Below are 17,770 nucleotides of genomic sequence, written 5' to 3'. Positions count from 1 at the left end.
TTCTCTCTTAGGCAAGCCCCGTTGGTAGTCGAGGTTTCAGGGCTCCCCTACGCCGAGTTCAGGTGGCGAATAACAATAGTCGCTTTCGCACTCCTATACGAAAATGCCACAATCGATGACAGAACAAGGGAATGGAAATATCACATATCATATTGAACCAGTACATAAGAAGGATGATAGAAAGAGCGGCATATACTACACCGTTGGTCTACCTTCCCGAATTACCGAGCTTGATTTGGGCCCCAAATCAAATATATGGATCGATAAGCGTAACGTCGGAAAAGATTCTGCATACATCTACGGAGAGCCGACCAAAAAAGATGGATCCTATCTCCTGGGATACTATTCAATTCGTGGAACAAAGGAAAGTCCAGCACTCACCATTCCTAGTCGGTGGGAGGACGATATCCTCAAAAATCCATCGTTTCCGTTAGTAGCTGAAATTAACCCTAGCGCCAATCAGTTCCGGATATACAATGTGGATGATTTCTTCGACTATCGATATCCTGAACTCAAGGACGATGGGGGAGCGGATCAGGGTGAGCCGGTTGTCTTCGGTACTACTCTCGGCACCGCCCAACCATCGAAAGTCATTGATCTGGCTTCAAACACTCCCTATCCCGGACAGCGTGTCAATGTAGTTCCAGTATCTCCGGATTTTCCACCGTTACTAGAAGAAGCTCAAGAGGGTTCAAAGGACTCTATTACTGTCAATACGGACGATGTAGAATCCATTACGCAAACGCATTCCCTGCCGCCGAAGCCTATTGAGAAATTTTGGGTACTGTGGGATCCAACTTGTACTCTAAAAGAAGTAACAACCAAGCTCCACAAACCTGGATACAAAAGAGAGGATGCTGACACTAAGTTCACAAACATCTCGGCAGGAGCCCAAACAGTAATACTCCCGAAAAAGGGCGGGTTCAAGTTTTGGGCAAGCGATGGAACAAATATAGGAAATACATGGATGAAACATCTTGGCCAGTACTTAACTGGAGATAGGATACAGCACGGGACGAAGGTTAATTCTGAATGGCAAGCCAGACACTACGATAGTTCTGAGACGGACCGTTCTTGTGTTACAATATATCTGCCTCTTCCATCGATCAAAAGAAAGGACCCGAAAGTGTGGTGGTCTTAGCATATACTCTACACTATATTATTATTTAATCACGGAGCGTGATTTTACCAGTAGGGGGTGGCCGGCATCGAATTCTTCACTAGAGATTACAAGGAAGAGCTAGTCAAAGGGTTAAAATCCGGCGGGGAAGCGGTTACAGCGGAAGGTTACAAATTACACGGCTACCATTTCAGAGCCTCACGGAATGACGACTTTCAAAGCACTGATGTTGATCCTAAACCTGCCTTAGAGAATCTTCTGGCAGAAATGCACGGAGAAAACTTTCTAGGACCAATGCATGGTGAACCGATCACAGCCCTTTTTGAATACGGACCTCAGGACGGTCATGAGTTATTGACCAACCAGATACTTCGGCAGGTAGAAGGACAGTTAGATATTGAGCCCACAGATTCCCCAGTTCATCCTGGCTTGCTCGAAGTTGTGTACCGCGTCCGTACAGACGGCAACTATTTCGAACTAGATTACCGAGGAGGAAGAGACAGCAGAGAAACAATCAGCGATATCAGGCGAATTCTTGAAGACGAAGGATTTGATGTCATCTGACGGCTCTGATACCAATGAAGATATGTATCTAATTGCATCCACCGCTCCCAACTCATTCCTATCAGATCTTAATCTACGTAAATAACTCTCGGCATCAATTTCCATCTGAAACCCGGTCTTCGGAAACCGGTTTGAGACTTCTTGATAAAAGCCAGCCCGGCGAATTGCGATGGTCGCAGATTATGAAGACGAGGAACCGCTGGCAGTCTGGGAAGCACTGCTGCTCCCGAACTGGCGGTGGGAAGCCTATGGAAAAATAGATGAAAACCTGTACTATGGCCGGGTTCGAAGCCCGAGCACCTTTGATCGGTGGGAATACGGCTGCTTCAGCACTGAGCAACTGGAAACCGTCGGCGGATACAGGGTGGACACCGATCTCGGTGACGAGACACTGTTTCCGGACGGTGGCTACGACCTGACCCGGGTGATCGAAACCGAGTTTACAGTGCTTCAAAAGTCAGGTGATGGCATATTCGGGAGATAGCTGACCTGCTGGAGTACGCAACCAGACTGGACGCAAATGACGGCTCCGAGCTCTATGGTGACCGGAGACGAGACACGGTGTACTGCTGGTTTAACCCGGATAGTGGCGACGCGGTTTACCGGGCGGATAGCGCTGACACAGACCTGTTTTTCAGTTCAGTCGGTGACGCAGAACGATTCCTGAAGCAGCAAGCCGTCCAAGATGCGGAGAAGGACTACACCAAGATGTGCCTGTACGAAGTCAACGTTCAACGGGTCGAGTACGCAATAACCGTGTTAATGGACCAGTCCGGAATCGATGATTTCCAGTAGAAAACACATCGGAGCGCCCCAAGTGTAGCGAGGCGCTCACGTATTCATAAAGCCCTCACGTTCGACAAGCTCCAAAGGGTGAATCCAAGTGTCAATAAACGAACTAGCGGAAGCCGAAGCTCTTCTCGCCGAAGTTGGTTCCTGGTCAGAGGAGGAGGTCCAGTCGCTTCCACGGTTCTACCGAGAGGCTGCTGAACGGTATCGCAAGCTAGTGAATCAGGGCGACAGAGAAGCCACGTAAGTCTTCACCTCGGTCGACAGGTTGTGGAGAACCTTGCTATGCGGTATCCGGACTACGAAGACCTCCTGGCAGACTCACGGCCCAGCCGTAGCAATCCCTCGGCTGGCCAGCAGGACCTCGTTTTTGACGGCCCAGAATTGGAAGCATTGCTGACTGAATCGCATGAACAGGAACAAAATCGGATCGAAACCGAACTCACCCAGGTGGAAACCCGGCTCCAACACCGAACCGAGATCCATGACCAAACCATTGCTGAACTCAAGACGGCAATCCAAGAGGAACAGGACCGGTTAGAACGGTTACAACGGCCGTCCATTCCCATAGACCGACTCACTGATCAGAAGCGCCGAGTCAGAGAGCTTGAACAACAGCTCCAAGAGGCCAAACGAACCCACTGGCGTGACCGTGACCAGCTTGAACGAGAACGACGGCACCTCCACCGAGAACTCCGTGAACTAACCGAGACTGATCTCTCAGCGTTCTTCTGATGAGGAATCACTGGATGGGGTGTCCTCGTCCCAGTCCACGAGCTGAAGTTCCCTGGTTTTGCCTTTCCGACCGCCGTAGTGGTAGGTTGCTTCGATTAAGCCCAGGAGTTCGAGATGGGTTAGGAAATCGCTGATCCGGCGCTCGCTTAGCGGTTCGACACCGGTGTCAGCGCACCGGTCGCGGTAGGCCTCGTACACAGCCCCTGAGATAACCGGATTCCGGTCGCGGTCCAGCAACTCAATCGTGTCGTAGAGCCGCCTGTGATGCGGTGTGAAATCCGCCAGCAGTTCGGTGACGTACGCCGCATACCCTGTGGACTGAACCTCGTCGACCAGACTCCGCGTCACTGCGTCGTCGGCTGCCTCCGCGGCTGTTCGAAGCCAGCATAGCCCGATGGCGATGTTCGAGGTGGTTGCTGCGATCCGGGAGAGCGCGGTCCTCTCCACCGACTGCGGTTCCAGCGCGCGCCGGGCGCGGTCAGCAAGGATCTGCCGGACTTGGCTCGGCGTGTACGGGTTGAGCGTCAGGACCCGAGGCTGAAACGAGCTGTAGGTCCGATCATCGACCTCGGGTTCGAGACTTCGGTGAGTCGCTGACACCGTAATCACGGCCGTGTTCTCCAATCGGGTCAGGAAGTACAGCAGATCATCGCCATCGTTCAACAACAAGAACTCGACTTCATCAATGACGACCACGGTTTCCAGATTCACTGCGTCTCGAAGTCGGCGCTGCAGGTCAGCGATGTGGTGACCGGTTCCGACGTGTTCGCCGGTCAGCTGCTGGAGGAGTCGCTCAAGTACTTTATACTGCGTATCGTGCGGTCGCCCGGAGACGTAACATGTGGTCACTGTCGATGGAAACGTCGTGAGAAACTGCTTGACCAAGTGGGTTTTCCCCGTGCCACGAGGCCCGTAGAGATGGACGTGCTGAAGCCGGGTCTCGGTGTCCGCCGCAAACGCTTCGGATAGCGTTTCCTGTTCGGGTTCTCGATCAATAAGTTGGGCCGGGAGGTAGGTCCGGGTCAACGGGTCAGGAGTATCGATGATATCGGTCATAGGCGTAGCTTGGGGCGTGAGACTCACACGGATTTTCGGACCCCGGCCTTCAGTTGGGAGAACGCACGATGACGACAGGTGAACCGGAGCCCCTCATTCACGACGTATGATTAGCGCTGAAGCCATTCGAACACCTGTACACTGCGGCACATACGAAACACCATCCCGGACTCCGCTTTTGAATCCTCACTGATAGACAACGATGGTGAGCGTGATCCACCGATGTTCGACAACAACACCTCCCCTCGTAGTGGCATCATTCATGCGGAGCGCTACCTGAACGGTGAAGCCAGTCTTCCGCCAGTCGGTCGCGACAGCGAAGTCCATTCAATCCGGGACGGTATCCGACCGCTCACCAAACGTGATACACCTGAAACCTTGCTCATCCACGGTCCACCCGGCACCGGCAAAACCGTCTGCGTCAACCACGTCCTCGACGCCCTCACGGAGGAAACCAGCGTGAAAACGATCCGGATCAACTGCTGGCAGTACTCCACGCGCCCCGCGCTGCTCACCGAACTCCTCATCCAGCTCGGCTACCCCGCTCCACGGAAAGGCAAGCCGGTCGACGAACTGCTCTCTAAACTCCGTGAATGGCTCGAGAAAAACCGGAGCATCGCAGTCTCGCTCGATGAGTTCGACCAGCTCCGAGATAAAACTGAGGTTGCCTACGATCTCCATATGCTCAGCCAGCAAACCGGGAACAAACTCGGACTCGTGATGATCTCGAATTTACCGCCTGACGCACTCGTGCTTGACTCCCGGAGCTGGAGCCGGCTCAACTGCAGACCCATCGAGTTCGAGCCCTACACTGCTGACCAACTTCAGCAGATCCTTGAGAAGGCTGTCGAACAGGCATTCAAACCCGGGACAGTCGACAGCGACGTGGTTGAAGCCATCGCGGAGCAAGTCGCAGAGACCAGTGGAGACTGCCGGGAAGCACTCGAACAGCTTCTCCAAGCTGGCCGCCGAGCGATGCGACACGGTGTACGCGAGGTTACGGAGCGAGATCTCGCCAATGGAGATCGGTGAACTGTCTAAAAATTGTCTACAGAGAAGTATTCTCCGTTTATCGAAGCCCTCAATTAGTGACTGTTTTAGCGACCCTGCTGGATACGAGGCGCATATCGGGTAGAGAAAGCAGTCGTCACTGACTCACAGGAGAATGGTACTTCGAGAGAGGCATACTATTTTGTCACTACCGGGACTGGAGGGTACTATGACGGGATTTTTGATTCAGGCGAGTGGCCATCCCATCGAGGAACAGGCTGCTCCGGCCTATATTGCGGGCGCAAATGGTCCACGATTCTGTGATGAACCCCTTCGTCACGGAGAGTATTTCAATGCGAGTCCGTTCTGGAAGCGAGAGGGATTCGGGAGATACGACGCCTGGCAGACGCTTACCTCTGGTGACGAGGGCCTGCTCTATTGTACAAGTAGTGTCGACGAACATGGCGCATGCCTGAGTCACCTCCTGACCGTCAATGAGGTACACCGCGATGACGAGGAGGGTGCTCGCCTTGAATTTTCGGCGGTCCGGGAACTCATCCCAAAAGTCCCCTACAGCGATATCCAAACAGAAATCGCCGTAGGCCGACTATCAGAACAAATGAAGTATTGTGGGCAAGAAGGCTTCAACATCACGCTGATTCCGGAATCAGATGTCAGTCGAGTTCTTGAGCTTACGATGCCGGAAGATGCGAACAGCACCGTGACTACTTCTCATCCGAATGAGTCACTCGAAGAAATTGCGGAGGACTATTTCGGCAGTTCGTAACCGCCGGTCCACAATCTTTGAGTATAGACCTCAGCCCGTGGTCATCTCAACGGGGTTCTACAGGGTCGCTTTCCCTTCCTTTGTCAACTCAAGTGAACCGAGGTGTCCCGTCGGCTACTACTCTTTTCAAAACCGGAACTACTGGTATAAGGTGAATTGCCAGATGGAGCAAACCTACACGTTCGACGATTTAGACGGACTTTACGAAACCGCGGAAAACCTTCCTCAGGTTGAGCGCCACGATGTCTACGGCCGAAACGAGGAGCTTGACGAATGGAAACGGGTGCCCTGGAGAGACAGCCTCTGGACGGACACCGGCGAACTCGCCGGCGAGGTCTCCACGTTTGAGGACTTCTACAACGTGATCCAGTATGGCGAGATCCTGGATGCGGTCGGCCGCCAGTTGGAGCACCACCATGTTGAGCCGGAGGGCCGTGTCTCGCTCTCACCGAACAGCCACAAGATGACGGCGAAAATCGGGTTAGACGATGTTATTGAGCCGCGAGACGGAGACGAGGTGGCGTTACAGCTTCACACGCGCAGCGGTCACAGCGGCTACCACGGATTGACGTACAGCCTCGGGGCCGAGCGCCTGGTCTGTAGCAACGGGATGACCAGCTTCATCACGGAACAAAGCTTTGAGCAGACCCACAGCGAACCGTTCAAACCACAGCTAGCCTACCACGCCGTCGACTCGATGATTAATGGTGCGGACACCGTGGAGAACCGGCTGAAAGAAGCCCAGGAAGAACGGTTGCTAAACCAGGATGAGGCGCTGCTAGTGCTTCACGACCTCGGCTTGGACCGGTACTTGGAGAATCCGACCGCGGACCTGGTGAACGCGCTGTACACGGAGGTCGAGGATCCGGAGAATCCATCGCTCTACGAAACCTACAACGCCGCGACCTACGCCTTGACGCATCTCTCAACCGATGTTCCGGAGTACGTCTTGGACGACGGTCTTGATCGTGCCGCAACGCTTCTCGATCAGGAAAACCGTGTCCCCGACTCAGCGGAACTTGGAAGAAACGTGGTGGAAAACCGGGTTCAACACTTGGTGGATGCGGACAATCCCGACGAGGAGGAGTACTGGGAAGGAGAGACAGACAGCCTTCGGGACCTCATGGAGAAACACGAGATACAGGCTTGAATTCCTTGTCGAATCCAGGCACGCAAACCACAATCATCCAGGTGATTACAGAATCGATCCGGACAGCGTGATAGACGACTATCTCGAGGAGAAGGAGTACGTCGAAACCAGGAAGCCCGACTGGCTCTTTGTTGACGCAAGGGACCGCTTAAAATACGGGTTGTTCAACTACTTCCCTGAAGCGCATTACAAAGCCGCTATCGACAACGCATTTGAACAGAGCGCCGAGGAGAAGGTGCGAGATAGCGGACCAGACCAGTCCCACGATGAATAAGAATAGAGCGGGGGACGTGTTCTTGGCAGCCCTCGATTCCTTGTTTTTCATCGGAATCCCGGTGTTTGCCAGGGTAGTAGAATGGTTCTCACTCATTCTTTGAGTGTATGGGTCGATCTGCCGGGAAGCGACTTTTCGATTTTGCGGACCAGAATGAGGTTCTTGATGATCCAACGGTTCAGCGACTGATCTTGGCGTCAGCGGCTTCAGAAAACGAATATCTCTCGAATCTTGTTGAGAAGACCATCATTGGAAAGACGGTCCAGCAGCAGCAACAGCCATTTGATTCCCGATCTACTGATGGAACTCTGGAGATCGGTGAGACTGCTACAGGTAATCAGGTCCAGCTTTCAGCAGAGGATTTAACGAAACACCTGTTGGCGGTCGGGCAGTCCGGCGCAGGGAAGACCACGCTGTTCTACACGTTGGTGTCACAGCTAGAGGTTCCGTTCTGGAGTTTCGACGTGAAACAGGACTACCGCCACCTCATCAGCGAACTCGATGGCCTGCTGGTGTTTCCGTGGACCGAGTTCGAGTTCAATCCGTTGGTGCCGCCACCTGCTGTGCCTCCCCGTCGATGGGCGCAGGTCTTCAGCGAGATCTTCGGCCACGCAACCTCATTGCTCTCCGGGTCGAAGAATTACTTGTTCAAGTCGATTATCGAACTCTACCGGTTGTACGACTTGTTCGACGAGTGTTCGCCGCCGTATCCGAGCCTGCATGAGTTGGAAGCGGTGTTGGCGTCGGACAACATCAGCTATGTCCGGAAAACTGCGAACTACCGTGATACTGTTCTGAACCGTGTGGAGGCGATGAACCTCGGTGCAGGGACGATCTTCGACTGTAGTGAAGGATACAGCCTGGAAGGGTTGTTACAGCGTGATGTGGTCTTCGAGTTTGACGGATTGAACAGGGATGTCCAGAACTTTTTGATGGAGGTTTTGTTGGCTTGGGTCTACGAGTACCGATTGGCGCAGACAGACCGCGATACAGGGCTGAACCACGTCTTTGTTCTCGATGAGGGCAAACAGGTATTCAGTGTCTATAAAGAGCGTCAGGACGCTGCTGGTATTCCTGCTATCGATGACCTTACTGCAAGACTCCGTGAGTTCGGAGAAGCCCTGATTGTGGGCGATCAGGAAGCCTCGAAATTGACGGACTCGATCAAGGCGAACACATACACGAAACTACTGTTACCGACCGGTGACCGGAAACAGTTCGAGGCGATAGCCGAATCACTACATCTCTCGAATCGACAGAAATCAGTGGCACAGCAACTAGACGTGGGTGAAGCGGTTCTCCAGACTGGAAACAATGATCCTGTCCATGTAGCTCTCCACGGGTTCGAGTTAGCGAAGCAGGTTACGGATGCAGAGCTCCAACAGATGCAGGGCCGGTACTGGACTGAGTTATCGTCGACGTCTCGACAACGACCATCAGGGTTCGAAGACTTAGTCGGTCTCCAGAATAGGGACGAGGAGGTGATTAGCGACCCAAGTCAAACGTTTTCACTCTCGGAGGAGGCCGAGCAACTGCTTAGAGATGTTGTTGAGTATCCGTTCGTAGGGTTGACTGAACGGTATGACCAGTTCTCAAGTCCGCATATAGGATACGATGCGAAGACCGAGCTGGCTGACAACGGAATTGTGGAGGAAAAAAGGGTTCAAACTAGGCCCAAGTCATCGAAGCTTCTCGAGCTAACCAAACGCGGATACTCGTACGTTGAGGACAACTTGGAGTGTGATCCGGAGCAGAAAGGACGTGGGGGAATCGTTCACCGGTACTGGCAGCACCAGGTAAAGAAAACGTTTGAGGACGCTGGTTGGCCCGCCGAGCTGGAACTGTTTGATGCGGATGTCTACGTCAATACTGGTGAACTGGAGATCGTCGTGGAAGTTGCGATGCAGAACACCAGCCGAGAACGGGAACACATCGAGAATCACTTAGAGACCGGGTTCGATGCGATCTGGGTGGTGTGCCGGAACCAAGACATCCGGGAAGGATTGGAAGACCGTGTTTCTAAAGCGGGGTTGGACACCCAACCGGTCGTGTTTCGTGAAACCCGTGATTTCGAAGAGAACTAAGGTCTCATCGATAACCCCTTGGCGAGATTTCTCTCTGTCTACCCTTCAAAACCCTGCTGCAACCGAAATCAGGTCCAGATCCGGGTTAAGCCGCTGTGAATTCAATGGGGAATTGTTAAAATCCGAAACCCTTGCTATTTCCCGTGTTTCCCCCGATTTTGAGCGCAGTACAGGTAGGTTGGTGGGTGTTTACCCTGTTTCCCGAAATCGGAACATAGTGTCTGGTAACTCGCTTACCATCGAGGAAACAGAAGTTTTGGAATCCCTCGGTTGGATTAGAGCTGACTCCGGTTTCTGTTGCTAAGTCAAAGTACTATGAAGAAGCAATCGAAGTAGCGTCATCGGCTGCGCGAGTTACCCGACCAAACCCCGCGAACGCAACGACAGAGAGAGACAGACCGCGGAACGCCACGAGAAGGACCCATCATGGACTCGGTTAACCCGCCAGCACTCTTTCACAAATTTAAATATTGGTGACCAAACTTGTCTTGCAAACCCAACCGAAACGAGGAGAGCCGGAAAGCACGATAGACAGTTGCTCTCGACCATTTATTCCGTGCCCGGCGGCCGCATCCAACTAACCGTTCATTGCGGAGCATCTGAACCGGGGTGGTCAGCGGGCAACCGAAACGATGTGTCTCCGGTCTCTCTTCTCGACTCACGATGTGAACTTACACACAATGTCTACATCACAGTATGTCAATGTCTCACGAACCCTTCAAAACCTCGAAGAAAGCAGTCTCCACCCGGAGAACGTTCAATCGATTCGGGAGTTCATCGATCATTGCGCAGCGGAAGGACTCAGCGATGTCCGCCAGCAACGCCATGCGCAGTCTCTGAAAACGCTGTTGAAGAAGTATGCACCTGCGGACTTTCGGCTCCAGGGAGCAAGCGAACCGGAGCTCAAACAGCTGATGGCCGGGTTGAACCGGAGTGACTACGCTGAAGCTACGAAGCGGACCATGCGTGGCACCGTCAAGAAGTTCTACAAGATACAGAACGGCGGCCATGAGCACCCGGACAAGGTCAACTTCATCTCATTAAAGAAAAAGAAACCAACCCAGGTCACCCGTGAAGACCTCTATACCGATGATGAACTCAAGCGATTGTTCCAGAGTTTCTCCAATACCCGTGATCGAGCGTTTACGATGATGCTGTACGAATCAGCGGCCCGCCCTGGCGAGATGCTTTCTCGAAGCATCGCTGACTTCACATCAAACGAGAAAGGCGACTTCATCTTCCTGGAAGGAATGAAAGACACGCCAGACCGGACAAACCAGTTAGTGCGATCTGGTCGAACCCTGCGCGAATGGCTGGCCCAGCACCCATTAGGAGGTGAACTCGGTGACATCAACGATTCAAGTGCGCCGCTCTGGATAAAAACAGAACAACAACGATGCAAACACTGTGAGAGAAAACGTTATGACCATGATGGAAGCTGTCACTACGAACCCGACTTGGCAGACCCGTTGAAGTACGACGGATTCATGCGCCGATTCAAAGATGCGTGTGAACGAGCGAATATCCCGGAGAACAAGCGCAAACCCTACAATCTGCGGCACACCCGATTGACCGAGGTGGCGACTTTCATGGGGTACGAGCAATTGAACAAGTTCGCAGGTTGGGTACCAGGCAGTAGTCGCGCTAAAGTGTACGTCCATCTGAACAACGACGATGTCAACCAAGCGATTCGTGACCAGTACGGACTCACCAGGAAGAAAACCGACGAGAAATCAGCCAACTGTCCGTTCTGTGGGACAGAGAACCAACAAGGCCACAGTGAATGCCGGAACTGCGGAAGACCACTCAGCCTAAAACAGAAAACCCAACAGAAAGAGAAACAGCAGATACTGGAGCGGTTAGCCGAGCTTGAGGAGCAGGGCGTGTTGGAGAAGCTATGTGAGTTAGAAGGGTGATTTCCCCTTGACTATCTAAGTGTTAGTCACTAGGAGTGGTTTGTGTCTCTATGAGTGACCCGTCCTGTGGACGTACGAGGACCCGTACGTGTGCCCAGCAGAGCTGTTCGAATGGGTGGCCGGGGATCAGGCACTCTGGGTGTTCGCTGGCGGGAGGCCACCCGGATGCCCTGGCCGAGGCACAGAACGTGAAGGGGAGAGCCGTCTACGACGACTTTGGGCACTCCCGCCGGCGGGCGGACTTCTCGTGGAGGTTTTTCTGCCAGAGGTTAAATTCTACCTCCGTTGTCTGAAAGTCGGGCGTGGTACACCTGGCAGTGGGTGTCGGCAGAAAGGGCGGGATCGATTTCGTGAGCGTCCGATTCCGCAGCCGGTTCGATATCTTCATCAAGCGCACCTATGAGTTGATAGAGCCGCTTCCATGCTGATTGGTCATCATATTGATCCGCATCCGGATCCGATGTCTGGAAGATGGCTTCCGAAGCAATAATAATTAATTTCCGCTTCATCCGACTTGCCCCGACATTGAAACGGTACGGACTCAGCAGGAAGTCGCTTAGCATATTCACGTACCCAGCGTCGCTTGCGACCATTGATAACAGAATCAGATCACGTTCACCACCCTGGAACTTCTCGACCGTTTGTGCCTGAACAGCATTATCGAGTTGCCCTTGTAAGCGATCCCGCTGGGATGTAAACGGAACAACGACTCCGGCAGAAATCTCATCATTCTCTAAGTTCTCATCTTCTGGCGCAACCAAGTCAAAGTCTGCCAGTACTTCTTCCGCTATCGTAGCCTCAAGTTCACTTAATCGCTCATCCCGAGAACCCGAATGGACTAATACGGAAACCCACTCGTTTGGATCGATAAGCTCCTCAATTACCTCGTGAGAAGCATCGACAGTAGGTATTGGATCACGATCGTTCCGGCCCGTTAACTGGATACCATCATCATCATAGAAGAGTTCCGTCAGGAGATCCGCAACAGGCTGAGGGAGTCGATAGGTTTCTTCGAGCGGATACATCGGAAGCACTGCGTCTTCTTGTTGGTCGTTCGTGAGACCAACATCCAACTCCGGGGATTCTCGTTCAATGAAGTCGATTTCTTCGATATCCCCTTTCAGGAACCGTATATAATCGAGGGCAGACAGAAACGGAATCGTCTCCTCAATCGTCTCACGCGTTTCACTTTCCCAACCATGATGCTGGATGGGTTGCATCTGGCGATGGTCACCAGCAAGAAGCAGTTGGCCTTCTTCCCGAAGGAACGCGCCAACGAGGAAGAGTTGCGGAAGATCCATCATGCTCGCTTCATCAACGACCGTGAAATCGAAAATGTCTCCCTCTCCTTCTTCTAGAAGATTCCAGACACCCTCAGGATGATCCTGATCGTCTACGTCAACCAGCAACCGGGCGACCTTATCAACGACCCCTCGGATGGAGGTTGGCGGACCACAGATAAGAAACTGGGTCGGATCCGCGTCTTCAGAGGGATCAAGGACATATTCCTGGTAAAGGGTGCGAAGACGGTCAGCCCCCTCGTCCTGATGATATGCGATATGTTCGACTAACTGGTCATCATCACGTTCATCATAGGGGACCGCATTATCAGGGATGTCACTTGGGCGAGCGCGGATGATTTTCATCCGGTCAAAACAACCATCGTCTTGACAGTCACTAGCCACGGCCGCAATCTTGGAGAAGGCTTCATCGACCGCATCATGCGACAACGCTGAGATTCCACCAATAAACGACCGCCCCTCCTGTGCTAGGGCAAATGCTCGGCCCAAAACGGCCGGAGTGGTAGTGTAACTAGTCTTGCCCGTCCCAGGAGGCCCCTGCACTACAGCCAAATGTCTGTTTGTCTCTCGGATTACACGGCGCTGATGAAAATTCGGCTCGAAATCGATGGAATCCGCGTCCACAAAAAACCGGTCGACAAAACTCTCAGGGTCTTCGATTTCTTCGGTTCCCTCGTCTAATTCTTCCGGATCGTGAGCGACGAGATCGGCATTACAGAAGTTGGTCTCCATCTCGTCTCGATCCCCCGATAATAGGTCGTCCAACCAGTGAAGCACATGATTATCATCACTTAGATTTAACGCTCGTGAGCAATGATAGCTGGTCACGTTATCTAATGCGCGATCGAGAACAAACGTAGCCCCCTCGTCCACAACGACTTGGTTTTGACCTCCGCCCTCCTCCATATCAATGAAACGAAGTTCACGGTCCGTACCGCCCTCTATTGGGTCGTAATGGTAGTCGCGGTCTTCGATACTAGGGTCAACAGCGGCTAACTGTGGGTGGCCCGCGGGTAGATACCTATGATGGCCGTTCATGAAGTCATGTTTGGGCATAGGCCAATTCCACTCATCTGAATTCCAGGGGGCAGCAACGCTGATCGTGTCGTCCGTGATATCTGTGATATGGACGAGGGGCATTCGGCCGATGTCAGTTGCCCGGTTAATCCCAATTTCAACGGGTGGATTTTGCGTATCATCAACAGGGGTCATGACCACCCAATCGCCTTCCGAAAAACTAGTCTCGGTTAGCGTATCGTCACCCCCACCGGTATAAGCGATTTCTCCTTCGATCGTATAGGTCCCGTCGTTGTCCTCTGGCGGTGAGGTACAGGTAAACAGGATTGACTGATCCTCTTGAATTCGGTACGGGATTGACTGTCGCCAATCCCGTACCAGCTGCCGTTCTTTCGAACCATGTTCTAAATCCAGATACTCCCGAGCCGTGATTTCCAACAGCGAGTCATCGAATCCTTGTGAGAGAAGGTCGTCAAGCGGTAAGGGTTGTTTCGGCGTCCCTGCGCTTTTATGCCATTCGATAATCGATGCCTCAATATGTTCCACCGCCTCAGCTAATTTCTCGGCTAAAGCACGGAGATGGCGTTGGTTGATACGAATACTGTTTGGGTCGCCACGGAGATACCGGAACCGCCGAACCAGTTCTCGTTGCCGTGCTAATTTATCTTCGTCATCGAAGGCGGCGGGATCAATAGTATCCTGGGTCAGTTCATCAAAACTGGCCCAGATGTATTCCAGTGGAATTGCGTCAGCATGTCGATGGGCAAAGGGGAATTGATCAGCATAATTGTTACTGGTGTCTGTCTGAACAAGGCCATCTTCAACGGCGAGTGGCTCTCGTGCGCCCTCATCATAGTCGACTGCATTATCAAAGAAATGCTCTCTAAAAACGAAGTGTACTGGAGCTAGATCTCCCTCAAATTCGTGCATCCATTCAAATCTCCGGTCATCTTCCCAGTTACGGTAGGTTGGAGGGCCATCATGTTTGGCAGGATCTGGACGTTCGAATTGTTCTACTGTTTGCACTGTCCCGAAGCCCAGGAATCGCAGGAGATGACGAGAAACAAAATCTTCATGGAGAACGGAGACCATTTCCTGGTCGATATTACGCTCACCAATCTCGCCTCGCAATCCAAGGAGTGTTCGAAGCGCTTCAAACTCCTCCCCTTCATCAAAATGCCGCTTCGTAGCCCGAGTGAGAGCATCCCGTTGTCCAGGAGAATAGAAATAGAGATGAACGAAACCAGGATTATCGAGATTATCTCCAAAATCGCCGAGGTCAGCAGGTGCAACTTCCTGAATTGCATCGACGAGCCCCAACTTCTCATCCGTTCCGCGGAGGAACTGCCGTAATAGGTTCGCTTCGACTTCGTCTTTCGCATTCTCCAGTTCGTCGTAACTCCACTCCTCCTCAGGGTCAGCCCCAGGCAGTGAGTCTGAAATCGCTGAAATCCACCGTCGTTCTCCCGTATCGTGATTTGTAACGTGGCCCCCTAGTAGAACCAACCGATCTCGTATATTGTCTTCCTGAACAAATAGATAAACTCGTATCAGTGATTCGTCGGCATAAAACGTAAGGGAATCCGGAAGCGGTGAGTCTTCGACCCTTCCTTTCGGTAAATTAAATCCGCTGTCAGGGATGTATGTCCTTTCTGCTGGTCGATTTGGAGAGTTTTCCGTAGAAAATACGTCGGCTGCAATGCAATATCGTTCAAGATCTTTTATACCGATTTCATCACGGACTTGCTCAAACTGGGGTACATCCTGCACCCAGACCTGATCATCTGTCCGATCCGAAGGGCTCATGTGCTCATCGTATTCTACAAGGCTTCCCAAATCACCGAGCGTTTCAATCCCAACCTCTGCGAGGTCTTCTTGGGTCCCCTCCGGAAAGCCGAGGAGTTCTAATCCGTCTTCCTCTACTGCACGGGTATAACAGACATCGTGGAACGAGCATCCTGCACAGCGGCGAGACATTCGGTTGAACATTTCCCAGGGCTCAACACGGGTGGCATTCGACGGATCGAACTCGCCGTCTCCACTATCGAAGACAATTGAATCGACCCGCCCCCCAGATCGAAGAAGTAATTCAATGTCAGTTTCTGTCGGTTCAAGATCAAAAGGCTCGATATTCCGATACCCAATGCGGTCAATGGCGTTATCACGGTGAACGACACGGCTCTCGATAGCAACGGAAGACTCAATGTCGGCATCAGCCTCGATCGCGTTTTTGATTATTTTGCTATAACAGGCAGCCTGAATCCGGTGGTGAGTTTGTTCTTCTGGTGAGGCTTTGACTTCCAAGATATCAACAATCACAGCACCTGATTCATCTGTCCCCATTCTAGGCGGCCGGACGACGATTATATCTGCTTTCCCCGAAATTGACCACGAACCAGCCTTCCCCAATAAAGTTGGTTGGAAACAAACAATTGGATCGAAGTCCTCCGATTCTATCACATATTTTATTTGATTCAGTAGCGTATCGAGTGCGGATTCCCATGTATCCGGTTCACCCTCTTCATCCGAAGGGGCGTCTTCTTCCCAAGTCTGGTCAGGGGAAACGCTTTCCGGCGCGTCGTCCTCCGGCGTGATTACTTTCTCCGTAAGTTCCTGCTCTAGAAGTGCACATAATTGGTCTGCTTCAAATCGAGTTCCTGTTTCCGAATAAAGAGGACTCAGGATAGATTCCTCGAATCGTTCATCATCCCCCAATAAATCTTCAGCGAGATACTTCCAACCCAAATACTGGTCGCAACGTTCAAGCTTCACAAACGAACCGAGCGCAGTCGGACTAATTGGACCTATTTCTCTCCGCAAATCACTGGCATTTGGCATAACCCCCAATAGCTTGTTGAGTAACTTAGTTCTAGTCCATCTCGTAATGATAACATATAATTTGGGTGGGAGGTCCCTGAATCACTTGTATTCGCGTTCTGACCCGTGAATACGAACTGTCCTAATAGCCAGCTTCTATCTTTTTATGTGACCAGATCGTCGTATCGCTTCGCGGCTCTCGAACTCGATTTCGACGTCGATTGTGTCCGAGTCGGGCCGGACGCGAACATGTGGATGAATTAGTCACGGTCTGGGATGGTCACAGGTTCCTCGACGCCGACCGTACTGATCTGCGTCCCGAGCCATTACTTCCCGGTCCTCTCTGGCAAGCCGATGGAGGATGCATCGGGTGTCATCACCGTGCATACGAATAGCGAGCGGGGTCAATGAGCAAACGTCCCACTGTGCAGTGACAGGCTGGAAACAGAGTACCGGTCTTATGGCATCACTCCGGGAAACTGTGGCAGGATGATTTGACCGTGGTCGGGGCGGCGGAAGGTTGAATAACTCGTTGAGAGACGTGGAACACGATGCTTTCAGAGAAGGTCCGTTCAGTGCCAACCGAGACGCCTGGTGTGTACTGTCTGTTTGATCTGGACGGTGTGCCAGCGTATGCTGGGCAGAGCAGTAAACTCCGGAGTCGGTTGCGACAGCATTTCGTCCGGCAGGACTCGAGTGTCGTGAGCTACGGCCGACTGGATATCTGGGATATCGCGTATATCGAGTGGTGGGGGACGTCAGAGCGAGACAGTGCCGAGCAGGCACTGCTCACCCACCATACGCCATACCTTAATTTCGACCATGAAATTGAGGATGTCCCGACTGCGTCGACGATCAACGTGGACGACCCGGACGGCGAAATTCAGCTAGTTTCGGAGGATGAACGCGAGTTCCGGTCAGAACCGTACAATCGGACAAAGCAGAAGCTTGACCACCTCTCGCGCATGGTGGACAAGATTAAGCTAGCTGGGCACAGTGACGATACGAAGCGGACATTGTACGAACATCATCGGATTTTGCAGGAAAACATCACCGAGTTCCTCGGCGTTGAAGACTTTGAACAGCGAGAGGTTAGTGGCTGGAACAAAAAGTAACAGCAGCATTGTTGTCAATCAACAAATAGGGTGATGTACTCTTCATCTGGTAACC

At 52.4% G+C, this 17,770-nt stretch carries 12 protein-coding genes; 10 read left to right on the top strand and 2 right to left on the bottom strand.

The features are described 5' to 3' along the window. The first annotated feature begins 115 nt into the window (after positions 1–115). From EKH81_RS04700 to EKH81_RS04690, 3 genes are all read left to right on the top strand, one after another. Positions 116–1,141 (top strand): hypothetical protein, encoded by a 1,026-nt coding sequence (locus EKH81_RS04700; protein WP_132056704.1) that lies wholly within the window; start codon positions 116–118, stop codon positions 1,139–1,141. 57 nt (positions 1,142–1,198) lie between these two features. Further along, a complete protein-coding gene (locus EKH81_RS04695; protein ID WP_132056702.1) occupies positions 1,199–1,684 on the top strand; it encodes a hypothetical protein in 486 nt (161 codons plus the stop codon). 169 nt (positions 1,685–1,853) lie between these two features. Continuing rightward, complete coding sequence (locus tag EKH81_RS04690) at positions 1,854–2,168, top strand: hypothetical protein (protein ID WP_132056700.1); 315 nt, start codon at positions 1,854–1,856, stop codon at positions 2,166–2,168. 1,025 nt (positions 2,169–3,193) lie between these two features. Here the strand turns inward: EKH81_RS04690 and EKH81_RS04685 are convergent. Continuing rightward, the gene (locus EKH81_RS04685) at positions 3,194–4,264 is read right to left on the bottom strand and encodes a Cdc6/Cdc18 family protein (RefSeq protein WP_132056696.1); all 1,071 of its coding nucleotides are present in this window, start codon (positions 4,262–4,264) and stop codon (positions 3,194–3,196) included. A gap of 222 nt (positions 4,265–4,486) precedes the next feature. Between EKH81_RS04685 and EKH81_RS04680 the strand changes: the two genes are divergently transcribed. The 6 genes from EKH81_RS04680 to EKH81_RS04655 all read left to right on the top strand — a co-directional run bounded on the left by EKH81_RS04680 (position 4,487) and on the right by EKH81_RS04655 (position 11,465). Then, positions 4,487–5,296 carry a Cdc6/Cdc18 family protein gene (locus EKH81_RS04680; protein WP_132056694.1) on the top strand — a complete coding sequence of 270 codons (810 nt, stop codon included), beginning with the start codon at positions 4,487–4,489 and terminating at the stop codon, positions 5,294–5,296. A gap of 187 nt (positions 5,297–5,483) precedes the next feature. Further along, positions 5,484–6,041: a hypothetical protein gene (locus EKH81_RS04675; RefSeq protein ID WP_132056692.1), complete on the top strand. Its 558-nt coding sequence runs from the start codon at positions 5,484–5,486 to the stop codon at positions 6,039–6,041. A 37-nt stretch (positions 6,042–6,078) separates the two neighbouring features. Continuing rightward, complete coding sequence (locus EKH81_RS04670; RefSeq protein WP_238392120.1) at positions 6,079–7,191, top strand: DUF932 domain-containing protein; 1,113 nt, start codon at positions 6,079–6,081, stop codon at positions 7,189–7,191. Positions 7,192–7,258: 67 nt separating this feature from the next. After that, the gene (locus tag EKH81_RS04665; protein WP_132056690.1) at positions 7,259–7,465 is read left to right on the top strand and encodes a hypothetical protein; all 207 of its coding nucleotides are present in this window, start codon (positions 7,259–7,261) and stop codon (positions 7,463–7,465) included. Between the two features lie 107 nt (positions 7,466–7,572). Then, positions 7,573–9,549: an ATP-binding protein gene (locus EKH81_RS04660; protein ID WP_238392119.1), complete on the top strand. Its 1,977-nt coding sequence runs from the start codon at positions 7,573–7,575 to the stop codon at positions 9,547–9,549. 680 nt (positions 9,550–10,229) lie between these two features. Continuing rightward, positions 10,230–11,465 carry a tyrosine-type recombinase/integrase gene (locus tag EKH81_RS04655; protein WP_132056688.1) on the top strand — a complete coding sequence of 412 codons (1,236 nt, stop codon included), beginning with the start codon at positions 10,230–10,232 and terminating at the stop codon, positions 11,463–11,465. A gap of 269 nt (positions 11,466–11,734) precedes the next feature. Here the strand turns inward: EKH81_RS04655 and EKH81_RS04650 are convergent, their stop codons facing one another. Further along, positions 11,735–16,621 (bottom strand): AAA domain-containing protein, encoded by a 4,887-nt coding sequence (locus tag EKH81_RS04650; RefSeq protein ID WP_132056686.1) that lies wholly within the window; start codon positions 16,619–16,621, stop codon positions 11,735–11,737. A 530-nt stretch (positions 16,622–17,151) separates the two neighbouring features. Here EKH81_RS04650 and EKH81_RS04645 point away from each other — a divergent pair. Next, positions 17,152–17,715, top strand: coding sequence for a GIY-YIG nuclease family protein (locus tag EKH81_RS04645; protein WP_132056684.1), 564 nt, complete (start codon positions 17,152–17,154; stop codon positions 17,713–17,715). Positions 17,716–17,770 lie beyond the last annotated feature (55 nt).

The sequence above is a fragment of the Halorussus amylolyticus genome (assembly GCF_004143485.2).
Classification (GTDB): Archaea; Halobacteriota; Halobacteria; order Halobacteriales; family Haladaptataceae; genus Halorussus; species Halorussus amylolyticus.
The sequence above is the reverse complement of the archived record's forward strand: the minus strand, read 5'-3'. Positions and strand labels throughout refer to the sequence as shown.

Bases quoted from the DNA above. Each gene is read 5' to 3' on its own strand.
- EKH81_RS04650 (WP_132056686.1), bottom strand. From the start codon at position 16,621: ATGCCAAATGCCAGTGATTTGCGGAGAGAAATAGGTCCAATTAGTCCG.
- EKH81_RS04675 (WP_132056692.1), top strand. From the start codon at position 5,484: ATGACGGGATTTTTGATTCAGGCGAGTGGCCATCCCATCGAGGAACAG.
- EKH81_RS04645 (WP_132056684.1), top strand. From the start codon at position 17,152: ATGCTTTCAGAGAAGGTCCGTTCAGTGCCAACCGAGACGCCTGGTGTG.
- EKH81_RS04655 (WP_132056688.1), top strand. From the start codon at position 10,230: ATGTCTACATCACAGTATGTCAATGTCTCACGAACCCTTCAAAACCTC.
- EKH81_RS04680 (WP_132056694.1), top strand. From the start codon at position 4,487: ATGTTCGACAACAACACCTCCCCTCGTAGTGGCATCATTCATGCGGAG.
- EKH81_RS04700 (WP_132056704.1), top strand. From the start codon at position 116: ATGACAGAACAAGGGAATGGAAATATCACATATCATATTGAACCAGTA.
- EKH81_RS04685 (WP_132056696.1), bottom strand. From the start codon at position 4,264: ATGACCGATATCATCGATACTCCTGACCCGTTGACCCGGACCTACCTC.
- EKH81_RS04690 (WP_132056700.1), top strand. From the start codon at position 1,854: ATGGTCGCAGATTATGAAGACGAGGAACCGCTGGCAGTCTGGGAAGCA.
- EKH81_RS04660 (WP_238392119.1), top strand. From the start codon at position 7,573: ATGGGTCGATCTGCCGGGAAGCGACTTTTCGATTTTGCGGACCAGAAT.